Annotated in this window: 24 protein-coding genes and 1 tRNA gene; 5 read left to right on the forward strand and 20 right to left on the reverse strand. The window is 51.5% G+C overall.

Going from position 1 to position 24271, the window contains the following annotated elements; all coding sequences use genetic code 11:
* Positions 1-6: 6 nt before the first annotated feature.
* The 7 genes from trxA (DXV75_RS06535) to purE all read right to left on the reverse strand — a co-directional run bounded on the left by trxA (DXV75_RS06535) (position 7) and on the right by purE (position 5092).
* Entirely contained in the window at positions 7-867 is an 861-nt protein-coding gene (trxA, locus tag DXV75_RS06535) for a thioredoxin (protein WP_115592595.1), read from the reverse strand.
* Between the two features lie 136 nt (positions 868-1003).
* Positions 1004-2110 carry a PQQ-dependent sugar dehydrogenase gene (locus tag DXV75_RS06540; protein WP_115592596.1) on the reverse strand — a complete coding sequence of 369 codons (1107 nt, stop codon included), beginning with the start codon at positions 2108-2110 and terminating at the stop codon, positions 1004-1006.
* Between the two features lie 23 nt (positions 2111-2133).
* Positions 2134-2607: a Dps family protein gene (locus DXV75_RS06545; RefSeq protein WP_115592597.1), complete on the reverse strand. Its 474-nt coding sequence runs from the start codon at positions 2605-2607 to the stop codon at positions 2134-2136.
* 130 nt (positions 2608-2737) lie between these two features.
* A complete protein-coding gene (locus DXV75_RS06550; protein ID WP_115592598.1) occupies positions 2738-3214 on the reverse strand; it encodes a copper chaperone PCu(A)C in 477 nt (158 codons plus the stop codon).
* Positions 3215-3326: 112 nt separating this feature from the next.
* A tRNA-Thr gene (locus DXV75_RS06555) sits at positions 3327-3402 on the reverse strand.
* Between the two features lie 62 nt (positions 3403-3464).
* Complete coding sequence (locus DXV75_RS06560) at positions 3465-4604, reverse strand: 5-(carboxyamino)imidazole ribonucleotide synthase (RefSeq protein WP_115592599.1); 1140 nt, start codon at positions 4602-4604, stop codon at positions 3465-3467.
* On the reverse strand, positions 4601-5092 hold the full coding sequence (gene purE, locus DXV75_RS06565; protein ID WP_115592600.1) for a 5-(carboxyamino)imidazole ribonucleotide mutase: 492 nt from the start codon (positions 5090-5092) through the stop codon (positions 4601-4603). The genes DXV75_RS06560 and purE overlap by 4 nt, the downstream gene beginning before the upstream one ends.
* Positions 5093-5376: 284 nt before the next feature.
* Here purE and DXV75_RS06570 point away from each other — a divergent pair, with 284 nt between their 5' ends.
* Entirely contained in the window at positions 5377-6294 is a 918-nt protein-coding gene (locus tag DXV75_RS06570; protein ID WP_181898371.1) for a LysR substrate-binding domain-containing protein, read from the forward strand.
* A gap of 27 nt (positions 6295-6321) precedes the next feature.
* A complete protein-coding gene (gene nhaA / locus DXV75_RS06575) occupies positions 6322-7521 on the forward strand; it encodes a Na+/H+ antiporter NhaA (protein ID WP_115592602.1) in 1200 nt (399 codons plus the stop codon).
* 76 nt (positions 7522-7597) lie between these two features.
* Here nhaA and DXV75_RS06580 read toward each other — a convergent pair whose 3' ends face one another.
* From DXV75_RS06580 to trxA (DXV75_RS06595), 4 genes are all read right to left on the reverse strand, one after another.
* Positions 7598-8887 (reverse strand): amidohydrolase, encoded by a 1290-nt coding sequence (locus tag DXV75_RS06580; protein ID WP_115592805.1) that lies wholly within the window; start codon positions 8885-8887, stop codon positions 7598-7600.
* 81 nt (positions 8888-8968) lie between these two features.
* Entirely contained in the window at positions 8969-10150 is a 1182-nt protein-coding gene (cfa, locus tag DXV75_RS06585) for a cyclopropane fatty acyl phospholipid synthase (protein WP_115592603.1), read from the reverse strand.
* Between the two features lie 191 nt (positions 10151-10341).
* The gene (gene rho / locus DXV75_RS06590) at positions 10342-11607 is read right to left on the reverse strand and encodes a transcription termination factor Rho (RefSeq protein ID WP_115592604.1); all 1266 of its coding nucleotides are present in this window, start codon (positions 11605-11607) and stop codon (positions 10342-10344) included.
* Between the two features lie 277 nt (positions 11608-11884).
* Complete coding sequence (gene trxA, locus DXV75_RS06595; protein ID WP_115592605.1) at positions 11885-12211, reverse strand: thioredoxin TrxA; 327 nt, start codon at positions 12209-12211, stop codon at positions 11885-11887.
* Between the two features lie 101 nt (positions 12212-12312).
* On the opposite strand from trxA (DXV75_RS06595), the gene rhlB reads away from it, so the two are divergent.
* On the forward strand, positions 12313-13605 hold the full coding sequence (gene rhlB / locus DXV75_RS06600; RefSeq protein ID WP_115592606.1) for an ATP-dependent RNA helicase RhlB: 1293 nt from the start codon (positions 12313-12315) through the stop codon (positions 13603-13605).
* A 2-nt stretch (positions 13606-13607) separates the two neighbouring features.
* On the forward strand, positions 13608-15119 hold the full coding sequence (locus DXV75_RS06605; RefSeq protein ID WP_115592607.1) for a Ppx/GppA phosphatase family protein: 1512 nt from the start codon (positions 13608-13610) through the stop codon (positions 15117-15119).
* Between the two features lie 87 nt (positions 15120-15206).
* Here the strand turns inward: DXV75_RS06605 and hemB are convergent, their stop codons facing one another.
* Genes hemB through tatA form a run of 7 tightly spaced genes read right to left on the reverse strand, consistent with a single transcriptional unit; the run spans position 15207 to position 20780 of the window.
* Complete coding sequence (hemB, locus tag DXV75_RS06610; RefSeq protein ID WP_181898372.1) at positions 15207-16205, reverse strand: porphobilinogen synthase; 999 nt, start codon at positions 16203-16205, stop codon at positions 15207-15209.
* Positions 16202-18103: a sensor domain-containing diguanylate cyclase gene (locus DXV75_RS06615; protein ID WP_115592608.1), complete on the reverse strand. Its 1902-nt coding sequence runs from the start codon at positions 18101-18103 to the stop codon at positions 16202-16204. Before DXV75_RS06615 ends, hemB begins: the two co-directional genes overlap by 4 nt.
* Before the next feature lie 6 nt (positions 18104-18109).
* Entirely contained in the window at positions 18110-18889 is a 780-nt protein-coding gene (locus DXV75_RS06620) for a TatD family hydrolase (RefSeq protein WP_115592609.1), read from the reverse strand.
* The gene (locus DXV75_RS06625; protein WP_115592610.1) at positions 18890-19429 is read right to left on the reverse strand and encodes a hypothetical protein; all 540 of its coding nucleotides are present in this window, start codon (positions 19427-19429) and stop codon (positions 18890-18892) included.
* A 47-nt stretch (positions 19430-19476) separates the two neighbouring features.
* On the reverse strand, positions 19477-20232 hold the full coding sequence (tatC, locus tag DXV75_RS06630; RefSeq protein ID WP_115592611.1) for a twin-arginine translocase subunit TatC: 756 nt from the start codon (positions 20230-20232) through the stop codon (positions 19477-19479).
* Positions 20233-20532 (reverse strand): Sec-independent protein translocase protein TatB, encoded by a 300-nt coding sequence (gene tatB, locus DXV75_RS06635; RefSeq protein ID WP_115592612.1) that lies wholly within the window; start codon positions 20530-20532, stop codon positions 20233-20235.
* Positions 20532-20780, reverse strand: a complete 249-nt coding sequence (gene tatA / locus DXV75_RS06640) for a Sec-independent protein translocase subunit TatA (RefSeq protein WP_115592613.1) — start codon at positions 20778-20780, stop codon at positions 20532-20534. The genes tatB and tatA overlap by 1 nt, the downstream gene beginning before the upstream one ends.
* Positions 20781-21018: 238 nt before the next feature.
* Here tatA and DXV75_RS06645 point away from each other — a divergent pair, with 238 nt between their 5' ends.
* Positions 21019-21939 carry a hypothetical protein gene (locus tag DXV75_RS06645; protein WP_147291804.1) on the forward strand — a complete coding sequence of 307 codons (921 nt, stop codon included), beginning with the start codon at positions 21019-21021 and terminating at the stop codon, positions 21937-21939.
* Positions 21940-22037: 98 nt separating this feature from the next.
* Here DXV75_RS06645 and ilvN read toward each other — a convergent pair whose 3' ends face one another.
* Both ilvN and DXV75_RS06655 read right to left on the reverse strand, forming a co-directional pair.
* Entirely contained in the window at positions 22038-22535 is a 498-nt protein-coding gene (gene ilvN / locus DXV75_RS06650) for an acetolactate synthase small subunit (RefSeq protein WP_115592615.1), read from the reverse strand.
* A complete protein-coding gene (locus DXV75_RS06655; protein ID WP_115592616.1) occupies positions 22535-24253 on the reverse strand; it encodes an acetolactate synthase 3 large subunit in 1719 nt (572 codons plus the stop codon). The genes ilvN and DXV75_RS06655 overlap by 1 nt, the downstream gene beginning before the upstream one ends.
* Positions 24254-24271 lie beyond the last annotated feature (18 nt).

The raw sequence follows: 24271 nt of genomic DNA on the forward strand, positions 1-24271 counted from the left end.
AGCTGGTTAGTACAACAAACTGTACACTTTGCGGCGATACTGGGATTTGAGCGGGTCGCCGTCAGCCAGGGCATTAATCATGTCAAGCATAACCTTTTTCGCCTCGCCAAAATTCAAGTCCTTAACCAGCACCCCGTATAATAATTCCAGCGCCTGTTCGGCTTTATGGGCCTGCTGTAATTGCACCGCCAGTTCGACCTTCAGTTGCAGATCATCCGGTTGTTTTTCCACCGCTTCCTGCAACTGCTTCAGTTCCGGCGATTCTGCTGCCTGTTCTGCCAGTTCAATCTTGCCGGAAAGGGACTGATAGCGGCTGTCCTGATCCACCAGTTTGATACTTTCCAGTTCTGCTTTGGCCTGAGCGATCGAGCCGGTTTCAATCAAACAATCTATGAACAGGTAGCGGGCGTCCAGATTTTCATTGTTCAGTTCCCAGGCCTGTCTGGCAAGCGGGAAGGCGCTTTGATAATCACCTTGTGCAACCAGCTCTGCGGCCTTTACCAGAAATTCGTCTTCCGGCTTGGGTAAATACTTTGCCAGCATTTCACGTATCTGTGATTCGGGCTGAACGCCGGCAAAGCCGTCAATCGGCTGCCCGTCTTTTACCAGCATCACGGTTGGCAGGTTGCGAATACCAAACTGGGCGGCCACTTCCTGCTGCTGATCACAATCCACTTTGGCAAGGATCAACGAGTCAGAGTATTCAGCAGCAATTTTATCCAGGATAGGCATCAGGTCCTTACAGGGTTCACACCACTCGGCCCAAAAGTCCACCATGATGAGCTTTTCCCGGGAGTCCTGCAGGATCACCTGCTGAAAGTTTTCCAGTGTGATATCTACCGTGTTGTTTGCCACTAAATTGTCCATTCGTGCGCCTCTTGTTTCATTCTGTTCTGCTATATGGGGGAGAGAGGTAGAAAATGCAAGTAACGTCTCCCGCGTCGTCCTTTAGCTTACGCATAGAGAAGGCCCGACTTGCGGGCCTTCTCGTTACCTGGCTCACTTACTCTGCGGGTGACACCTGCAACAATTTTCCTTCCGGAGAATCGGTAAGCAGATAAATCAGGCCGTCGGGGCCTACCGTCACATCACGAATGCGTTCCTTTCGCTCCTTCAGAAATTCATGCTGTTCGCCGGGTGTGTCTCCGTCCATCTCGATACGCCTCAGGTGAGTAAACTTCAACGCTCCGACCAGTAGGTCTCCCTGCCAATCCTTGAACGCTTCCCCCGAATAGAAGGTCATCCCACTGGGTGCAATCGAAGGGTCCCAGTACAACACGGGTTGCTCCATGCCCTCCATGTGCGTTTTATCAGAAATGATATCGCCGTTGTAATTAATACCGTAGGTAATCACCGGCCAGCCGTAATTGTTGCCCTTCGCCAGCTTATTGACTTCATCACCGCCTTTTGGGCCGTGCTCCATGGCCCACACCTCTCCGGTAACCGGATGGATAGTCAGGCCCTGAACATTCCTGTGGCCATAAGTGAAAATTTCCGGCGCCTTACCGCCGATAAACGGATTGTCCGCGATGGGTTTCCCTTTGGTATCGATGCGCACTATGGTACCGAAATGGTTGTCGGTGTTTTGCGCTTCTTCCTTGAAGAAATTGCGATCGCCCAAGCTGGCATATAGGGCATTTTGAGCGTCAAAGGCTAATCGACAGCCAAAGTGAAAACCGTTGTCAGCCACTGAATCGGCGATAAAAATATCCGTGACATCGGTAATTGATGACTCGCCAAGCTTCGCCCTGGCAACACTGCTGCTACTACCGCCTTCAGTGGGGCGGCTGTAACAGAAGTAGATGGTTTGATTAGTGCTGAACCCAGGGTCCAAGATGATGTCCAGCATCCCGCCCTGGTTCACCGCTGCCACTTCAGGAACCCCGGCAAGTGGTTCCCCCAGCCCGGTTTGCATGTCGAAGCGACGAATTTTTCCGGCTCGCTCCGTCAACAGAATGTCGCCGTCGGGCAGAAATACCATACCCCAGGGGTTGGACAGCCCCACCGCCAGTTCCTTTACGTTGAGGGACGCAGCGAAGGTTGAGGAGGCAAATAAAACAGTGCCCAGCATTGACGCCAGGCACCCGAATTTCTTAAAAGATTTAGTCATAAATACTTGTCGTTTTTTGATGATTAATTCGGTAGCGAAGCCCGCAGCATCCAGGCGGTTTTCTCATGTACCCGCATACGGTCGCCTACCAGAGCCGCAGTAGACTCATCGTCTGCCTGCTGAGCTATTTTAATGACTTCGCGACAGGTTTTCACTACCTGCTCATGACCATGAGTAAGCAGACGCACCATTTCCTGTGCTTCCGGCACACCTTCAACTTCCTCAATGGAACTTAACTTGGCAAAGGCCTTGTAGGTTCCGGGCGCAACCACACCCAATGTACGGATACGCTCTGCAATTTCATCTACCGCTTCAGCAAGCTCGGTGTAGTGTTCTTCGAACATCAGATGGAGCTCCCGAAACAGGGGCCCGGACACATTCCAGTGAAAATTATGAGTTTGCAGGTAAAGGGTGTAGGAATCGGCCAGCAGACGTTTCAGACCTTCGGCAATTTCATTGCGATCACCTTCAGAAATTCCTATATCGATCTTGCTCATTGGATACTCCCGTGTTGGGTGGAGCGTTTCAGACAGAGCCTGGCTCCACGTTGGTTACCTTTTGATAGCCGTTCCGGAGGGATTTGGATTAAAAATACAGCTGACGTCAATCCCGCCCTTTGGCTGTTCTTTAGTCACCACTATGATGATGGTGGTGACCCGCGGGTTTATCAACCGTTAATATCGAAACGTCCAAATGAATCTGCTGCCCCGACACAAATGTCAGAGTAAGTGGCACTGTGTGACCTGGCTCTAGGGCCTTTTTGAGCCCTATTAACATGATGTGATAACCACCAGGGGAAAAGTCCAGCGTGCCGCCAGCAGGAATCAGTACCCCGTCTCTGACTTGTCGCATTTTCATCATGTCATTGTCCATTTCGGTAGTGTGGATTTGGGCATCTGAGGCGACGTCCAAACTGGTACTCACCGAAATCAATGTTTGTTCCTGACCGCCTCTGTTGACCAGCGTGAGGTAAACCGCACCGGTTTTGGCCATGGAAAACGTTGCCCGGGCATAAGCATCTGCCACTTCCACCTCCGCCCAGGCTGCGCTCACCGAACTGACAAGCAACCCTGACAATAACACTAACTTTTTGAAAAACTGCATAAAGATTCCAGCTCACGGTTAATTACCGAATAGTAGTGAAGAAATTGGAAAAGTGAAAGTAGCGCTGGAATAGCAAAGCTCTGCCGTCAGAGCAGAATCAAAATGGGAAGATTGGTGCCGGCTGCCGGAATCGAACTGGCGACCTACTGATTACAAGTCAGTTGCTCTACCAACTGAGCTAAGCCGGCGGAAAAACGATGGTGGGCGTTCAATATCGTTGGCCCTGATATTATTGTCAAGGCCAACTTTTTCAGCACTTAGACAAACGTTGTGCTTCGTTAACCAGTTTGGGGAAAAATTCCAGCGGCAGATACTGGCTCAGGGTGTGCATTTTCTCACCCAAACCCGCGTAACTTTTCGCCACCAGGTTAATGTGGCCCATTTTACGTTTGTCACGCACAGATTTGCCATACCAGTGTAAATGGCAGCCTGGAATGCTGAGCAAATCACGGGAAAAACTGCTACAACCAATCACATTGATCATGGCACTGGGGCCGATCGCAGCGGTATCACCCAAAGGTAACCCGGCCACCGCACGAAGATGGTTTTCAAACTGGCTGATGTCGGCACCACTGAGTGTCCAGTGGCCGGAGTTGTGCACCCGCGGCGCTAACTCATTCACCAGTAGCTCGTCCCCACACTGGAACATTTCCACTGCGAGTACACCGACATAGTCCATGCCCTCGGCCAGCGTCTTGAAGATGGCTTCCGCTTTCTCCTGTAGGGCCAATGATACCTGGGGAGCCGGTGCCACAGAAACGTGCAACTGACCCTGGTGATGAAGATTTTCAGCCAGCGGATAGACTTTCACTTCCCCACCCTTGCCACGGACGCCAATCAATGACAATTCACGATCAAAGCTGAGCATGCTCTCTACCACCAACGGCACGGTTTTCAAATCCAGTCCGCTCAGTGACAATTTCAGCTCGTCCAGTTGGCTGGTATCGGTCAGACGCCACTGGCCGTAACCATCGTAACCATCACGGCTGGCCTTGATAATCAGTTTGTCACCCAGCAGGTCGATGCACTCATCCAACTCCGACAGGTCGCTGATCACCTTATGCGGGCAATTTGGTACCTGAAGGGAATCCAGTAAACGCTTCTCTCTCACCCGGTCTGCCCCTACCAGAATGGCGTCGATTGAAGGCATCAGCTTGGCCGACCTTGCAGCTTGTTCAAGAAGCCTTTCCGGAACATGCTCAAACTCAACGGTCAGCGCGTCTGCCGCTTCTATCGCCTGGGCCAGGCTGGTGTCCAGTGGTTGTTTGCTGACCGGATGAACAACCGTATCGTTACTTACATCAACGGCCTGTACATCAATACCGAGCGGACACCCCGCCAGATACATCATTTGTGCCAGCTGGCCAGCGCCGTAAACGAGGACTCTCATTGGTCAAGCTCCAGGGTGCCATTCGCCATTACAGTATCTGTCTGCTGTTGGCGGAATGCACGAATGGCATCCCTTACCTTTGGTTCCTGCAACGCAACCACCTGAGCTGCCAGTAACCCCGCATTAGCCGCCCCGGCTTCGCCGATCGCCAGGGTACCTACCGCTACCCCTTTGGGCATCTGTACAATCGAGAGTAAAGAATCCAACCCGTTAAGTGCCTTGGATTTAACCGGGCAACCGAAAACCGGCAAATGGGTGTGTGCTGCAATCATACCCGGCAAGTGAGCGGCGCCTCCGGCTCCCGCAATAATCACACTGTACCCCTGTTCTTCTGCCGTTTCCGCAAACTCTACCAGCAGATTGGGGGTTCGGTGGGCAGAAACCACCTTGGCATCGAATTCCACACCAAACTCTTTCAGCATCAGCGCTGCTTGTTGCATGGTTGGCCAATCCGATGTTGAACCCATAACGATTGCGACTTTTGCCATGAACGATTCCTCGACAGGTTATTTTTCGGCCAGGAGCATCTCTAGAGACCGCCCCTTTCACCGGAGTTTTCTTCAGACTCGGCCAGGCATACGCCATTAGCCAAATCCGGCTTCAGGAAAAGCCGGCGATTGTAGCGCAAAAATTCAGCCATGCCCATAGTGGCGAGCTGGGCGCCACTGAATAGCCTGGCACACTGCCACCAGCGGTGGCTGTCGCCATCCCCTTATAAAAATCAATAGTTTGAAAAATGGATTTTACGCTACCAGCGACTAAACTCGATGCTATGAACTCATTAACGTTTCGGTTGCTGGAAGTTTTTCGTCACGTGGTGGACTGTGGCTCGGTCACTGCGGCTTCCTCGTCCCTGTCGTTATCCCAGCCAACGGTATCCCTGCAACTCAAAAAGCTTAGCGCAATTATAGGCATTCCGCTGCTTGAGCATGTGCACGGTCAGGTCATTATGACCGATGCTGGCAAAGCTCTGTACGAATACGCTCAAACGGTGCTCAGCGCACAGCAGAAACTGGATAGCCGGATTCACGCTATTCGGGGCATGCAGACCGGCTCGCTGAATCTGGCCGTGGTCAGCACCGCTCAGTATGTTGTGCCGCCGTTTTTGAGCCAGTTTTGTCACGAGCACCCAAATATTGAAGTCAATTTCACCGTAGGTAATCGGGCTCAGGTTATTGAGCGTCTGCGTCAAAACCTGGATGACCTGTACGTATTCAGCCATCCACCTGAAGACAGTTCCCTGATGAGTGCACCTTTTATGCAAAATCGCCTGGTTGTGATCGCACCGAGCTCCTATTCCGGGCCGGACCACTGCTCTCTCGAATCATTGTGCGGGCAAAAATTTTTGTTACGTGAACCGGGCAGCGGAACACGCCGAAGCCTGCAAACTTACTGCGAGCCAAGGAATATCACCTTCGCAAATGTGGTGGTGATGGAAAGTAATGAAGCCATCCAGGCTGCAGTCGCTGCCGGGCTCGGGCTGGCGATCATATCAGAGCATACGCTCACTCCGGCTTCGTCTGAGCAAATAAGGATACTGACGGTGCAGGACTTTCCACTTAATGCCCAATGGCATGTCGTAACGACTCAACACCGGCCTATGAATCTGGCAGCCCAGGCTTTTCGTAGTACATTACTGGCGAGTACCAGTGGTTTTCACACACTGCCGGTAAACCATCGCCCCCAGTGATAATCCAACCCTGCTTAAAAAAGGAGAATGAGGTTGAGTACGCCCCTGATAAGTGATTTCCTGAAACGGGAAACCATTGCTGGTTTGCTGCTTATTCTTGCTGCTGTTCTGGCTCTGGTCATCGCCAATTCACCACTGGATTATCTGTACGATCAACTCATCAGTGTTCCTGTCGTGGTGGCGGCTGGCTCCTGGAGTATTGATAAGCCTCTGCTGCTTTGGATTAATGATGGCCTGATGGCGATCTTCTTTTTTCTTGTAGGCCTGGAGCTCAAACGGGAAGTTTGCGAAGGGGAGCTTTCCAACCCAAAAGACATTGTGTTGCCCGCATCAGGGGCAATTGGCGGCATGGCGCTACCTGCCTGTTTGTACGTTTGGGTTAACTGGGGAGACAGCGTTGCCATGTCCGGCTGGGCAATTCCCGCTGCCACCGACATTGCCTTTGCCTTGGGCATTCTTTCCCTGCTGGGCAACAAGGTACCGCCCAGCCTGAAAATCTTTCTGGTGACACTGGCAATCATCGATGACATTGGTGCAATTGTAATTATTGCCCTGTTTTACACCGACAACATCACTGAAACCGCTTTAATTGTGGCCGCAGTGTGCTTGCCCATATTGTGGTGGATGAACCGAAGAAATGTGGTTGATTTGCCTTCCTACCTGCTGGTAGGGCTGGTTTTGTGGGTTGCCATGCTGAAATCCGGCGTGCACGCCACATTGGCCGGCGTGGTCCTGGCGGCTTTCATTCCAATGCGTAACCGCAGCAATCCGAAACATTCTCCAGTTCTTGAGCTGGAACACAGCCTTAATCCTGCTGTGAGTTATGCCATCGTGCCTGTTTTTGCCTTTGCAAATGCCGGTATTACGTTCTCCAGCATCAGTCCGCAAGGCATATTCCACCCGGTCACCTTCGGGATTTTTCTCGGCCTGGTAGTAGGCAAACAAATCGGGGTGTTCGGCTTCTGCTGGCTGGCCGTCAAACTCAAGCTGACGCGCCTGCCTGACGACCTTTCTTTCAGGCATATATACGGGTGCGCCCTCTTGTGTGGCGTTGGATTTACCATGAGTTTGTTTATCGGCGCGCTGGCTTTTGAACAAACCGGCGTCAACCGTATGTTTGACGAACGGGTGGGGATCCTCGCAGGCTCGCTGGTTTCAGCCATTTTGGGCTACTCTGTGTTGCGGTGGGTAGGGCGAAAATCAGGTGCCGAGGAACATAGCCAATAGAGCATTCCACGGCCGTTTTTGTCGCATTTCACAGCTCTAGCGAGTAACCACACTCTGAACCGACTCGAAGGCCTGATCAGTTTTGCTGCATATAATCCAGAGTAAGATTGGTAAGCAAACGCACGCCCAGTTTCATACCTTCATCGTCAACATAGAACTCAGGAGTATGATGGGCCGGTGAGTCAGCCTCTGGAACATCCAACGGCTTACCGCCTACCCAAAGGTACAACCCCGGCACCTGTTCCTGAAAAAAGGAAAAATCTTCCGCACCGGTAACAGCTTTGGCCAGAATCGTATTTTCCTTTCCAGCGGTGCGCTCCAAGGTTGGCAGCATGGTTGCTGTCAGCGCCGGGTCGTTGTAGGTAATCGGATAGTTGTAGTCCAGCGGCAGGGTTAGTTCTGCCTCAGCCCGCATACTCTCTGCAATGCCCTTAACCTTCCGATGCATGGCTTCATAAATGAGTTCGCGGGCGTCTTTATCAAGGGTACGTATGGTGCCCACCAATTCCACTTCGCTGGGAATTATGTTGGAGCGGTTGCCTCCATGGATTGAGCCCACAGAAACTACAGCCGCATCGTCTATCACGCGAACTTCACGGCTGACAATGGTTTGTAGCCCCATAATCATCTGTGCGGCGGTTACCACCGGGTCAACACTTTTCCAGGGGTAGGCACCGTGTGCCTGTTTGCCTTTGATGACAATTTTAAACGGGTCTACTGCAGCCATTGTGCCACCCGGCTGATAGCGCACGGTCCCCACATCGGCATTGGCACTGATATGCAAACCGAATATCACGTCAACATCCGGGCTTTTAAGTACCCCTTCCTGAACCATGATTTCAGCCCCGCCTTTTTCTCCCGCAGGCGCCCCCTCTTCGGCTGGCTGAAATATGAATTTTACTTTGCCGGACAGCTGATCCTTCATATCAGTTAGGATTTTCGCCGCCCCCATCAGCATCGCCATATGGGTATCGTGCCCACAGGCATGCATTACAGGTACTGTCTGGCCATTAAACTCGCCAGTTTGCACCGACCTGTAGGGCAAATCGTTTTGCTCTGGAACAGGCAGACCATCCATATCGGCACGCAGTGCGACAACCGGCCCTGGCTTACCACTGTCCAGTATGGCAACCACCCCTGTTCTGGCTACCCCGGTAGTCACATCCAGACCCAACCCGTTCAGGTAGCTGGCTATGTATTCCGCGGTTTTGAATTCCCGGTTGGACAGCTCGGGATACTGATGAAGGTGATGTCGCCATTCAATCACCTGAGGCTCCAGGGCATCGGCCAGCTCATCGACCTGGCTTTGGGCGTGACTAAATAACGGGAGTAACAACAAACTTGTGACCAGCAATGTGCGCTGCATAACGTTGGCTTCCATACGTGATGTGAGAATATTCAGAGTAAATGACCTTGCGGCCAATTCCAAGCTGCAACAATAGCTTCCTTAACGGCAGGTGTAGCGTGGCAAAGGGCGCAACTTTTTACGCAAAACCACCTGAAACAACTGAAGATTACGGCAGCGAAATGCCCCTGCGCAAGACTTCAGGTAATAACTCCACATCCTGAAGAAACGTTCTGAATAGCCACTTTTCAGGCTGGGCCAGGCAAGACTGAAGTTGTTGTGCCAGGCCATCAGGGTTCTATCGTAATCGGGGCCGAAGTTGTGCACATCTTCAATCACAAAATAGGGCTCGGCAGCTGCGCTGATTTCCCGCAACGAGGGGATCGCTCCGTTGGGAAAGATGTATTTGTGGATCCAGGGATCGGTGCATTTTCGGGTGGCATCTGAGCCGATAGTATGCAAAACAAATATGCCGTCTTCAGCCATAAGATCGCAGGCAGTTTGCATGTAAATAGGGTAATTTTTTGGCCCTACATGTTCAAACATCCCAATCGATACCAGCTTGTCGAATTCCCCCTTCAAGCTGCGGTAATCCTGCAACTCAATGTTAACCGGCAATCCGGCACAGCGCTGCAGGGCCAATACCTGTTGTTCGCGGGAAATGGTCACTCCGGTTACATTAACCCCATAATGCTCTGCGGCATATTGGGCAAAACTTCCCCAGCCACAGCCGATGTCGAGCACGTTTTCGCCTGGCCTGAGATACAATTTCTGGCATATCAGGTCCAGTTTGGCCACCTGAGCCTGGTAGAGGTCTCTGGCCTTTTGCCAGTATCCACATGAATAAGCCATGGTTTTGTCCAGCATGGCCTGGTAGAGGTTGTTGCCAACGTCATAATGCTGCTCCCCTACCTGCCACGCCCGCGTGCAGCTTTGCAAATTGCACAATTTGCCCAGCAGGCGATTTCTGATGTAGACCCATTTATTCTGCAGGCGCTGGTCAAACTGCACGCTCAGAACCCGGCTGACAAACTCATCCAGTTGCTGGCATTCCCAATCACCGTCCATATAGCTCTCGCCGGCACCCAAACTGCCCTGACGACACAGACGGTCGTAAAAGCGTGGATTCTGGACTTGGGGATCCCAGGGGCGCTCTCCGTTTAATTTTATGTCGGCTGGTGCCAGCATGGACTGCAATCCGTCACGGATTCTTGCCTGTTGTCGGGTTACCGATAGTGAGGAAAATACGGGATTTTGCTGGCTGTGAGGAACACTGTCTGCCATGCCAATCTCCTGCCGGTGACCTGTAATGGCCAGATTTAAGATTGATTAAAGTATAGACAGACTGATACGAGTTTCCTGATCATCTCACCACAGCAGGTGATACAAACAGAAACGCGAATAAAGCAGGGGATTTGAGACAAATTCGACGTATGCCAGCAACGGCCATCAGGCTGTTGCTGGCCGTCAGTGGATTAGCCCTTTTGACGCTTCATGGCGTCGAAGAACTCATCATTGGTCTTGGTCATGGCAAGCTTGTTGATCAGGAACTCCATGGCGTCGATTTCTGACATTTCGTGCACAATCTTACGCAGGATCCACATTTTCTGCAGCTCGTCCTGATTGGTCAGCAACTCTTCACGGCGGGTTCCTGAGCGGTTGAAGTCAATTGCAGGGAAAACACGCTTCTCAGCAATCTTGCGGTTCAGGTGCAGTTCCATGTTACCGGTGCCCTTGAACTCTTCGTAGATAACTTCATCCATTTTGGAACCGGTATCGATCAGCGCTGTGGCAATGATGGTCAGGCTGCCGCCTTCCTCAACGTTACGGGCAGCACCGAAGAAACGCTTCGGTTTATGCAGGGCATTGGCGTCAACACCACCGGTCAGTACCTTACCGGAAGATGGAATAACGGTATTGTAAGCGCGGGCCAGACGGGTAATGGAGTCCAGCAGAATCACCACGTCTTTTTTGTGTTCAACCAGACGTTTTGCCTTTTCGATTACCATCTCAGCGACCTGAACGTGGCGGCTGGCCGGTTCGTCGAATGTTGATGCAACCACTTCGCCCTGCACCAGACGGTGCATCTCGGTCACCTCTTCAGGACGCTCGTCAATCAGCAACACCATCAGTTCACATTCGGGGTGATTTGCGGCAATCGATTGGGCAATGTTCTGAAGTAACAGGGTTTTACCCGCTTTAGGCGGTGCCACAATCAAACCACGCTGGCCTCTGCCAATAGGTGATGCCAAATCCAGCACCCGCGCAGTAATATCCTCGGTTGAACCATTACCACGCTCCATGCGCAAGCGGGACGCTGCATGCAGTGGTGTAAGGTTCTCAAACAGGATCTTGTTGCGGGAGTTTTCAGGTTTGTCGAAGTTGACTTCGCGGATTTTCAGCAGGGCAAAATAGCGTTCACTGTCTTTGGGTGGGCGGATTTTGCCGGAAATCGTGTCACCAGTACGCAGATTGAATCGTCTTATCTGGCTGGGTGAAACATAAATATCGTCGGGGCCAGCCAGATAGGAAGAATCGGCCGATCGCAAAAAGCCAAAGCCGTCCTGGAGGATCTCCAGTACACCGTCTCCAAAAATGTCTTCACCGCTTTTTGCGTGGGCTTTGAGAATGGAGAAGATGATGTCTTGCTTTCTGGCTCGCGCCATGTTTTCCAGGCCCATTTCTTCGGCCAGGGCAACCAATTCGCTGATTGGTTTATTCTTGAGTTCAGTTAAATTCATACTGGTGGGTCTTTGTGCTTGAACTTCGCTTATGAGACTTAATAGTCACTACATGATTGAATAGGTTTATTTACGCCCAGATGTGGGCCAGCAGAACGGTGCTCAGATGGGAGCAATCAAAACGTTAGCACCATAATTGTCTTTGGTCCAGCGTTTTAATCAGAAAATGTTAAAAAAATTTTAAAAGACGTTCAGATTTGCTTAATGCATGCCACTACCAGGGGAATAAACTAAAAAACCCGGTCACTTCCGACCGGGTTTTTTTACTCAATTCGAATTATAGGTTTTCGTTCAGAAACTCAGCCAGTTGAGTTTTTGACAGGGCACCAACCTTGGTCGCGGCGACGTTACCGCCTTTGAACAATAACAGGGTAGGAATGCCACGGATACCGTATTTGGGTGGCGTTTCGTTATTTTCATCGACATTCAGCTTGCCAACTGTTAATTTGCCTTCAAACTCGTTCGCAATTTCTTCTAGAATTGGTGCGATCATTTTACACGGGCCACACCACTCTGCCCAGAAGTCAACCAGCACAGGACCGTCAGCATTGATAACATCTGCTTCGAACTTATCATCAGTTAACTGGATAATTTTGTCGCTCATTCTTTTCTCCGTAATTTGGTCTGTCGCTGATTTGTCTCAGCTCTACCATAAGTGTTATATAGAAACTGTTTTTTAATGCAAGCACAGATAAGCTATAAGCTATGCAAACTACTCACTTAACCGAAACTCACTTTTCTGATCTGCCGATCAATACCAAAGTCATTGATGCGCTAACGGCAGCGAATTTTACTCACTGCACGCCAATTCAGGCATTGTCTCTGCCTCCACTGCTGGAAGGTCTGGATATTGCGGGTCAGGCACAAACCGGAACCGGCAAAACCATTGCGTTTCTTGTCGCCACTTTCCACTATCTGCTCAGCCAGCAAAGTGCCGAAGAAGGCGCTTCGTCACCCGGACCAAGAGCCATTATTATGGCACCAACCCGTGAACTTGCTGTACAAATATATAATGACGCCAAGCTGCTCAGTGAACACACCGGCTTATCACTTGGCCTCATATATGGGGGTGAGGGTTACCAAAGTCAACGCGAAGTACTCGAACAGGGCGTAGATATTATTATTGGTACTACCGGGCGCATACTGGATTACTACAAACAGAACGTATTCAGCCTGAAAAACATTCAGGTTGCGGTACTCGACGAAGCCGACAGAATGTTTGACCTCGGCTTTATCAAGGACATCCGCTATTTGTTCCGGCGCATGCCTCCGGCAACAGAGCGCCTGAGTATGCTGTTTTCCGCAACCCTGAGCTATAGGGTGCAGGAGCTGGCATACGAGCACATGAATAACCCCACCCATGTGCAAATTGAGCCGGAACAAAAAACCGCCAGCCGGGTAAAGGAAGAATTGTTCTATCCCTCCGACGACGACAAGATGCTTCTTCTGCTTACCCTGCTGGAAGAAGAATGGCCGGAGAAAGCCATTGTTTTCGCCAATACAAAACACGCCTGCGAGAGAGTCCATGACTGGCTCAGCACCGATGGTCATCGGGTGGGCCTATTGAGTGGCGACGTGCCGCAGAAAAAACGCCTTTCCATTCTGAAAGATTTCAGTGAAGACAAGCTCGATATACTGGTTGCTACCGACGTTGCTGCCCGGGGCCTGCACATCGACAAGGTGTCGCATGTATTTAACTATGATTTGCCCGATGATGCTGAAGACTACGTTCACCGTATTGGTCGTACCGGCCGTGCAGGGAAAAGCGGGCACGCCATCAGTTTTGCCTGTGAGAAATATGCGCTAAACCTGCCAGACATCGAGCAGTACATTCAGCACGCCATTCCGGTAACCGATTATGATCGCACAGCATTGCTGGATGACGTAACACCGCCCAAGGCCCGCAAGCGCAGCCGTACGCCGAATGACCGCAACTCGTCCCGTCGAGGGCGCAGCAGCAGAGGCCGCGGTAAGCCTTCAGGAAACCAGAAGTCCTGATAATGCAGCCAGAGCGTCAGCCATCCCCCGTAATCCAAGGCGAATATTACGCCGCCGTTGATCTGGGTTCGAACAGCTTCCATATGGTCGTCGTTCATGTGGTCAACGGCAGTGTGCAAATCATCGGCAAGATAAAGCAGAAAGTCCGCCTGGCTGCCGGCTTGGATGAACATATGGCGCTCGACGACATTAGTATGGAAAGAGGCTGGCAATGCCTGCAGACGTTTTCGGAACGGCTTCAGGACATCCCTGCCTCAAACATACGGGTCGTTGCCACCGCAACTCTCAGACTTGCCACCAATGCCCAGGTTTTTATCAAGAAAGCGGAGCAGATTCTGGGTCACAAGCTTGAAGTGATCAGTGGTGAAGAAGAAGCACGCCAGATCTATCTTGGCGTCGCCTACACCTCTGCCAACCAGGGTAATTCACTGGTTATTGACATTGGTGGTGCCAGCACTGAAATCATCATTGGCAATGACATGCAGCCTATCCATCTGGTCAGCCTTGATATGGGATGTGTGACCTTTATGGAGCGCTACTTTCAGAACGGGCACCTGAGTGAACAGAATTTCGCCAGCGCCAAGGCGGCGGCTCACGCACTGCTGGATTCAGTGGCTGAGTCATTTTTATGCTTCGACTGGCAAAACTGTCTGGGCGCTTCCGGTACCCCTCAGGCCATTACCGAAATACTGGTCACGCAGGGCATCAGCGACGCTATCCGTCTGGATTACCTTCACGCCCTGGAGCAACAGTGCGTTGCCTGTGCGGAGTTGGAACAACTCGACATCGAAGGCCTGGAAGAATCCAGAAAGCCCATCTTCCCAAGTGGATTGGCTATTCTGATCAGCCTGTTTGAGCGCCTGGAAATCGACACAATGAACATTTCCGGTGGTGCCCTGAGAGAGGGTTTGATTTACGGCATGCTCGACAACACACAGGAAAATGATCGTCGACAGCAAAGCCTGAATCAGGCAATGGCCAGGTATCACATCGACAAACATCACGCCGAATCCGTGCGAACCGTGGCACTGAAACTGTGTCACCAAATGTGCGCGCAGGCCAGCATTTGCCATCTGGACACTGAGGCGGTGTTGGGAGCGGCGGCCACTCTGCACGAAATCGGTCTGCACATTGAATATAAAAAGCATCATGAACACGGTGCTTACATATTAACCTACATTGATCTGCCAGGTTTTACACGGCTACAGAGAGCCGGAATACGGGATTTGGTGCGCAGCCACCGCCTTACTATCAACAGCAATGTGTTTGAACATTACCACGACGAAGTACGCCCCATGCTCGAGGGTTTGCTTCGGGTGCTGAGGATCTCGGTGGTACTGTGCCTCAGACGTCAAAACAAACATGTGCCGGAAGTGAAACTGACGGTAAATGGAAACCACTGGTCCCTGAATTTCCCGGACGGGTGGCTCAAGGCCCACCCACTGATCAATGCCGAACTGGCCAACGAAGCCTGGTTGCAGCACAAAGCCGGTTGGGAACTGGTTTGCAGCTAAACTCCCCCGAAATGACTTTCCTGAACCACAGCGATTAAGCCACGACATCCCAGACCTGCGCCTGACAAGTTCTGTAGCAACAACTTCTTATGATTTAAGTAATCGTGCCGCCTGAGGCGCGAAATAGGTCAGAATGCCATCGGCGCCGGCACGCTTAAAGGCCAGCAATGATTCCAGTATGACCGCCTCTTCGTTCAGCCAGCCATTGGCAAACGCCGCCTGGTGCATGGCATATTCACCGCTGACCTGATAGGCAAAGGTTGGTACCCTGAGTTCATCCTTACAGCGTCGAACTACATCGAGATAGGGCATACCCGGTTTTACCATCACCATATCGGCTCCTTCCTGAATATCCAGCGCAATTTCATGCAAGGCTTCATCGCTGTTGGCTGGGTCCATCTGATAGGTTTTCTTGTTCCCACCCTTGATATTGGCCGCAGAACCCACCGCATCACGAAAAGGCCCGTAGTAAGCGGAAGCGTATTTGGCGGCATAGGCCATTATGCAGGTGTTCACGAAACCGGCTTCTTCCAGCGCGTTACGAATGGCACCGATTCGGCCGTCCATCATGTCAGAAGGGGCAACAATATCTGCCCCTGCCTGGGCATGAGACAGGGCCTGCCTGACCAGCACGTCCACTGTAGCATCGTTAACCACATAACCTGATTCATCCACCAGACCATCCTGTCCGTGGGACGTAAAGGGATCCAGCGCCACGTCAGACATCAGCATCAGTTGTGGAAAACGGCTTTTCAATGCCCGCAGCGCCTGCTGCGCCAGACCGTTAGGATTAAACGCTTCACTGGCACACTCTGATTTAAGGTTCATTGGCGTTACCGGGAACAGGGCCAGGGCCGGGATCCCCAAATCCACCCACTCCTCGGCCTGCTCCAACAACAAATCTACCGACAATCGCTCAACCCCCGGCATCGAAGGCACGGCTTCACGCAGCCTTTCTCCGGGCAACACAAACACAGGATAAATCAAATCCTTCACGGTAAGTTGATGCTCGGCGACCATATCCCTCAAAGCATCCTGAGCACGCAGGCGGCGCATGCGCCGGGCGGGGAAAGAAGAATGAATCATGTATCCTGTCCTGATGTTAAAAATTGGCCGTGAACCTGGTTTCTGCCACCTTGTTTGGCAGCGTACAGCATTCGGTCGGCAAGTTTGAGTAATGCCAGTTCCTGCTCGTCATAACCAACAATTGTGGTCCCCACCCCGGCGCTGAGGGTCATACTGACCGGATGGCCATCAACAATCACCGGTGTTGCCTCGATCGTTGCGCGGATCTGATCAACCAGTTGGGTTGCCCCTTCCAGCTCGGTATTGGGCAGAATAATAGCAAATTCTTCACCGCCATACCGACAGACATCGTCTGTAGGACGTTTCAAAATGCCTGGTAGTAACTTCGCCACATGGCGTAAACACGCATCGCCAGTCGCATGACCATAACGATCATTAATTTGCTTGAAATGGTCGATATCCACCATGACGAGGCTAAGCGGTGTCTGTTCGCGCCGGCTCAAACGGGCTTCTGCCTGCAGGCGTTTGTCAAAATGACGCCGGTTGCGAATACCGGTGAGGGAGTCAATGGTATTCAGGTTTTCCAGCTCCCGGTTGGCTTCAGAAAGCTCCCTGAGTGCAATTTCAAGTTCCAGCGTTCGCTCTCCCACCTGATATTCAAGCTCAGCCTGGTACTGCTGCTGAACACTCATTAGCTCGGCCTGCGCATCCAGTGCCTGCTTTTCCTGCTCAAGAGCCTTGTTCTGCGCATCGGTTTTCTCTTCCTGATTGTGGCTGTAACTGATGGCAAGCACCAGGGTAAGCAGTAACGTCTCTACTGCCGCGCCCAGGATGAGCAGGTAAGTGGAAGGCACAGGAAAGGCAATCAGATTGAAATTATCAAAGCTTGCTGTCAGGCCACTCAACAGAAGAATCGACCAGGCAAACGCATGATAACGGGCCAGCACATTGCCCTTCATTGCCAGCCAGACGCTTACGGACAATATGAAGACCACTACCGTGCTGAGCATAACCAGAAAAATCTTGATCACATAGGCATACGGCAACACCAGGCTGAGCAGGATATTACCCAGGAAAAGCAGACTGATTAAGGTAAGCAGCCGTGATACCAGTCGGCTATGCTGATCGACCTGCAACAGGCGATTGGTAAACAACACGGCAAACATTATGGTTGTATTGGCAAAAATGACAACCGCCCTGCCCTGGAACCAAACCTGGGCTGGCCACAAATGCGCGTATGCCTGACCGTGCAGCACGGCGAGTGTCAGCATCATGGAAAAAACGTAACCGGCATAAACAAGAAAACTTAGGTTGCGGGTAGTGAGGAAGAAAAAACCGTTGCTCAGGCCAATGGCCATGAGCACTCCGAAAAACATCCCCATCAGTAAATTGTGCTGCGAGGTATACTCGATAAACACCTGCTCTTTCCACAGGCGAAGAGGCAGCTTAATCGTCCCGGAAGTTTTTACCCTCATTAACACTTCGATTGGAGCTTCGCTGCGCGGAACCTCAACAATATGACTTTCATGAGCGATTTCCCGATATGCAAATGGCAGATTATCCCCCAGTCTTTTGTGCGCAAGCGGCGCAGGGTTTCCTCGGGAATAGAAGGTAACATCAATATTGTCCAGTAACGGATAATTGATCTCCAGCAGGTCCGCGTCATGCTCCGGCAAGGAGGCGGGCAAACTGAAGCGAAACCAATAGGGGTGGTCATGCATACCAAGGTTGACCGGATTTGCCGCTGGTTGCCAGTCTATCGAGCTGTCCCCCATGAGTTGCCGGGCATCAAACCGGCCGTCGGGATCACTCACAAAACGAAGTTGGGATATCTCTGCATAGTGCTGCTGCGCCGGAGCATACTGATGCATCACCACCACAAAAAACGCTATCACTGCTGCGGTAATTGCCAACAGCCAAACATCGTAACGGCGACTGGTAATCGAATTTAACTGCATCAGTGGTTATTGCCCCAGCCCGAACAGCAAACAGGTATTGGCATAGCTGTGCTGGCTTAATTGTTCCACTGACAGATTCTTGATTTCAGCTACCGTTTGAGCAATAAAAGGCAAATACGCTGGCTGATTGTTCGATGTTCTGGGCTTGCGATTTTTTGGATACAGATAGGGGGCATCCGTTTCCAGAATCAGTTTTTCGATGGGCAAAAACGGCAATGCCTGGCGTAATTGTTCACCGCGCTTCGGGTCACAGATCCAGCCCGTAATACCAATGTGCAAGCCCAATTCCAGATAAGCCTGCATGTGCTGCTGATGTGACGTAAAGCAATGCGCAATGCCAGAGGCGAGTTCACCCCGAACGTTGTTCAGACAGGCCAGTTGAGTATCGAATGCATCCCGCTCGTGCAAATAGACCGGCATATTCAATTCTGCCGCCAGTTCAAGCTGACGCTCAAACACCTTAAGCTGGGTATCCTGGGGCGAAAAATTACGATTGAAATCGAGCCCGCACTCACCGATGGCCACTACACCAGGCTTCCCGGCGGCAATTCTTAACGCATCAAAATCAGCATCTGTTACCAGCCGGGCACAATGAGGGTGCACTCCAACGGTGTAACACAAACTCTCGGGATACTGTTGGTAAAGCTGTTCAGCCAGCCGCCATTCTTTGGGTTGGGTAGTAATAACACACATCCGGTTTACACCGGCCTGGTGCGCTTCAAGCAAGGTTTCCCTGGGAGCCAACCTGTTATCCAGTAAATTGACTCCAGCATCAAACCATTGCATTTATTCCTCCCGTACGACTTTTATCCTGCGCTTGACCTTGTCGGTAGAGAGGTAAAATGCCCCCAGCATACCCCGTTCTACGTAGACCTGATCTCCCACTTTAAGCCTGAGCGGACTGCTGTCAGTTTGCGTCCAGACAGTACCATTATCCAGCGTAATGATGTACTTATCATAGGGAGTTTCGCTGAGTTTTGTAATTTTGCCATACAGACGCTCATCCTGGTCGACCTTGGGCGCCTGCTTGTGTTCCAGGCCAAAAGCAATTTCCTGCCCCGAAGAGGCAACTTTCGGAGAATTTACCTGGGCTTCGGTTTTGGGCGGCACAGCAACAACAGGAGGGTTTTCAGAGCCTTTCGACGGCTGGAGCTGGAGCTGGTTCTGATTCAGTGATTCAGCCAGCCTGTCGTAGCACAAAAGGCGTTTCAGGCTATCATTCTCAGCGCTACACTGACTCAGTGACTGCTCCAGTGTTGCAGCATTCAACATGGCAGGTACACACCATGTAAGTCCACAGCACACTAACAGGGCTTTGTACTTCATTGTGATTCCTTTTTGTTATTGAACTTTGTACAGGATAGGCCCCGGCATCACACCGTTGGGCGCGAGGCATCGTCTTCGGCCTCGTCATCATTACGGTTTGCGTACAGACCGCCAATAATGACCCCCACTTCAAACAGTATCCACATGGGAACTGCCAGCAGCGTCTGGGAAATGACATCCGGCGGCGTTAGCAGCATGCCAATTATAAACGCTCCCACAACGACGTAAGGGCGCTTAGCGCGCAAACTTTTAGCATCGGTAACCCCGGTCCAACACATCAGAATGATCGCGATGGGAATTTCAAACGACACCCCAAAGGCGAAAAACAGCTTGAGGACAAAATTCAGGTAACTGGAAATGTCTGTTGCGACAGTTACCCCGGCTGGCGCAACACTGGTGAAAAATGCGAACGCCAATGGAAACACCACGAAGTAGGCGAACGCCATTCCGGTGTAAAACAGCAGGGTACTGGAAAACAGCAAGGGTGCCACCAGCCGCTTCTCATTGCGATACAGGCCTGGGGCAACAAACGCCCACACCTGATACAACACGTAAGGAATAGCGATGAAGAAAGACAGTACCAGCGTCAGTTTAAACGGTGCAAAAAATGGCGACGCCACATCCGTTGCAATCATCGATGAGTTGTCCGGCAACGCATCCAGCAACGGCTTTGCCAGCCACTGATACAGGTCCTGGGCAAAATAGGCCAGGCACAAAAATACGATCAGAACACTCAGTAACGCTTTCAGAATGCGGCTGCGCAATTCTATCAGATGAGAAATTAAGCTGTTTGCTTCAGACATTTATTTTTTTTTGTAGGGTTCCTGCACAGAACTGGCGGCACTTTTCAGTTCATCGACACTCTGTTGCAACTCGGGAGACAGGTCTTTCAACCCCTTCTGTTCGGCCTTTTTGAGATTTTCATGTAACTCATGAACCCGTAACTGATGCTCAACCTCCTGCTTGAAACCAGAGGCCATGTTGCGCACACTGCGGACGGTTTTTATGGTTGAACGCATTGCCCCAGGCAAGCGTTCCGGCCCCAGCACCAGTAGCGCCAAAACCCCAATAACCAGTATTTCCCAAAAGCCAATGTCAAACATCAGGGTTTTTCTTTTGTTTCACTTTCCGTTTTCAGCGATTCACCCTGTACAGGTGACTGGTCTGCAGTTTTACTTTCAACCCGCTTGTTTTCCTGAAAATCGGCGTCTTCCTCTTCAGTAACGGCTTTTTTGAAACCCTTCACTGCACCACCCAAATCAGAACCAATACTCTTTAACCGCTTGGTACCAAACAGCAAAACAACGATCACCAATATGATCAACAGCTGCCAAATGCTAATACCGCCCATAACATCCTCCTAAACATCAAGGCGAACAGTATGCCACCGCCAGCGGAAGCTTTCATCAGATAATTTGGTATTGGTGAAACATCCTGCAAAAAATATCCGCCCATTTTTGAGCCTGTTGATTTGACCTGCCTGCAAGAAGGCTGCATGCTTGAATTCATGACGCATTTTCGCTCTCTTCGAATACATGCTGTGTAGCTACCTGCTTTTCTGTTCCACGTTCATTTTTGATCAGCAAGGTTTGACCTTTCGGCAACAGGCGCCACATGCGCAGACTGATCAGGCACAGGACCAGGCGGACGTGTTACAGCCTTCTCCAAGCTGGTTCGACAACTGGCAACAGGGCCTGACGAATTCGATGGACTACACCGTTCAGCAACTGGACAGTTTCTTTGCCCTTGAAGGCAGCGAAGCTTACCAGAACGCCCGTGCGGAAGGGCGCATCAGGCTGGGCTGGGAGCCCCGTTCCCGGGATATGAGCGAGGTGAAGCTGCGGTTCCGTATTCGGGTCCAGCTGCCATCACTGAAGAACCGTGTCGACCTGCTGCTCAGCGACAACGAAGAGTTTGCCGATGAAGACAGTCTGGACGCCGTTCGGGACCAATCACTCACCCGAAGCGACAACGCTACGGTAGCGTTACGTTTCAAGCGGCGGGAAGATTCAAAGTTGTCATTCCGTGTGGGTGCAGGGCGCAGAGACCAGCTTTACACCAAAACCCGATATCGCGACAGCCTGGCCATCAACCAGGCCTGGTCACTGCTTTACGACGCCGAAGCCTACTATTACACCCGGGATCACTGGGGAAGCGAGCTGGGCGGCGACATTCAGTACGTGACCCAGTCAGACAATGTGTTCCGCTTTAACAACCGCTTCTACTTTCGTGATATCACCAATGACTGGCTGTGGCGCCATGAGTTACAGCATCTGCAGGTGCTGACCCAGGAATCGGCCGCTATCTACACCCTGTACACCGAAGGATTGTCGCAACCCAACTGGAATCTGGATAAGGTTTACGCCAGCTTTCGCTGGCGCACAAATCCGCTTCGTGAGTGGTTATTCTTTGAGGTAGAACCCTTTGTATTGTGGCTGCGGGATGAATCTTTCGAACCGTCCTACGGCGTAGCTTTAAGGGTAGAGGCCCATTACGGTAAAGACAGCTGACCCTGACATTCAGCCGCGCAGTGAAATTTGAGGGGGCAGGATACGACAAAGCCGGCACTCGGCCGGCTTTGGTATTGAAGAAACACGGTTCTTGATGATCAGGGGCGAAGTGCCCGCTCCCCACGAGCCAAACCACACACACCGGTTCTGGAAGACTCAATGATCTCGGTACACTGACTCATGGTGGCAGCAAACGCATCCAGTTTGTCGCTAGTACCGGTAATTTCAATGGTATAATTTGCGGAATTCACATCCACAATACTTCCCCGAAAAATGTCACTGTTACGCTTCACTTCTGCTCGCACCGCTTCACTGCGTGTGGCCACTTTGATAAGCATCAGCTCACGTTCAATGTGTGCCCCCTCGGTTAAGTCCACCACCTTCAGAACATCAATAAGCTTATTCACCTGCTTGGTGATCTGCTCAATTACCTTGTCATCACCATGGGTGATGATGGTCAGCCTTGACAGGCTTGGATCGTCTGTGGGTGCTACGCACAATGAGTCAACGTTGTAGCCGCGCTGGGAAAAGACTCCAACAATGCGGGACAAGGCTCCAGGGGCGTTTTCCATTAATACTGAAATAATTCTCTTCATCAGGTTCGCTCCGTCTTGCTCAGGCGCATGTCATCCATTGCCCCAAATTTGATCTGCATGGGGTACACGTGTTCATTCTGGTCAACTGCAATGTCCATGAAAACCAGACGATCGGTATAACTGAAACAGCGCTCCATAGCCTCATCAAGCTGATCAAGGCTTTCAACCCGAATACCTACGTGACCATAGGCTTCAGCCAGTTTGACAAAATCTGGCATCGAATCCATGTAGGAGTGAGAATGCCGGCCTTTATAAATCATATCCTGCCACTGGCGTACCATGCCCAGTGCGCGGTTATTCAGTGAAATGATCTTGATAGGCAGGTTGTACTGCAGGCAGGTCGACAGTTCCTGAATGTTCATCTGGATACTGCCGTCACCGGTAACCACAACCGATGTGGCCTCCGGATGAGCAAACTGTACGCCCATAGCGGCCGGCAGCCCAAAGCCCATTGTCCCAAGTCCACCAGAGTTGATCCACTGACGGGGCTTGGCAAATGGATAATACAACGCAGCAAACATCTGATGCTGCCCCACATCTGAGCTTACGTAGGCCTCACCATTGGTGTGCTTGTACAGCGCTTCAATAACCCGCTGAGGCTTGATTACTTCGCCTTCCTGCTGGTAGCGAAGGCACTGGCGCTCGCGCCACTGGCCTATTTGCTGCCACCAGTCCTGAACCTTTTCCTGCTGCCCGGCCAGTTCTTCGTTGCCCAGCAGCTCAAGAATCTGTTCCAGTACCTTATCTACCGAGCCGACAACAGGAATGTGAGCGTTGACGGTTTTGGAAATGGAAGCCGGATCGATATCCACATGAATGATATCCGCGTGCGGACAAAACTTGGCGACGTTGTTGGTAACACGGTCGTCAAATCGCGCACCCAGAGCCAGAATACAATCGGCATTATGCATGCTCTTGTTGGCTTCAAGAGTACCGTGCATTCCCAGCATTCCAACGAACTGATTGTGGGTGCCCGGGAACGCTCCCAACCCCATAAGCGTACAGGTCACCGGAGCGTGCAGCTTTTCCGCCAGTTCAATAACCCTGTCGGATGCTTCGGATGCTATCGCACCGCCACCCACGTAAAGAATTGGCCGTTCCGCCTTTAGCAGGGCTTCCACCGCTTTGCGGATTTGCTTGTTGTGCCCGCGCTCGGTGGGGTTGTAGGAACGCATGCTGACATCAGTAGGGAACACATACGGATGGGAATCCTGCACATTAACCAAATCTTTTGGCAAATCAACCACAACCGGACCTGGACGGCCTGTGTTGGCAATGTAGTAGGCCTTGGCAATGGCTTCTGGAATGTCCACCGCACGTTTAACCAAAAAGCTGTGCTTAACAACAGGGCGTGAACAACCGACCATGTCGGTTTCCTGAAAAGCGTCTTCGCCGATATGCTGCGAAGGCACCTGACCGGACAACACAACCATAGGAATTGAATCCATATAAGCGGTAGCAATACCCGTAATGGTATTGGTCGCTCCCGGGCCGGAAGTCACCAGCACGGTACCGGTTTTACCTGTAGCCCGGGCATAGCCATCGGCCATATGGGCAGCCGCTTGTTCATGACGCACGAGCACATGCTTGACATCGTCCTGCGCAAAAAGCGCGTCATAAATGTCAAGTACGGCACCACCCGGGTAACCGAACACATGTGTAACTCCTACATCTTTCAGCGCTTCCACCACCATGGCGGCGCCCGACATCATTTTCACAGTGATATCTCCTGTTGT

Origin of the sequence: Alteromonas aestuariivivens, assembly GCF_003367475.1 — a bacterium.
Classification (GTDB): Bacteria; Pseudomonadota; Gammaproteobacteria; order Enterobacterales; family Alteromonadaceae; genus Alteromonas; species Alteromonas aestuariivivens.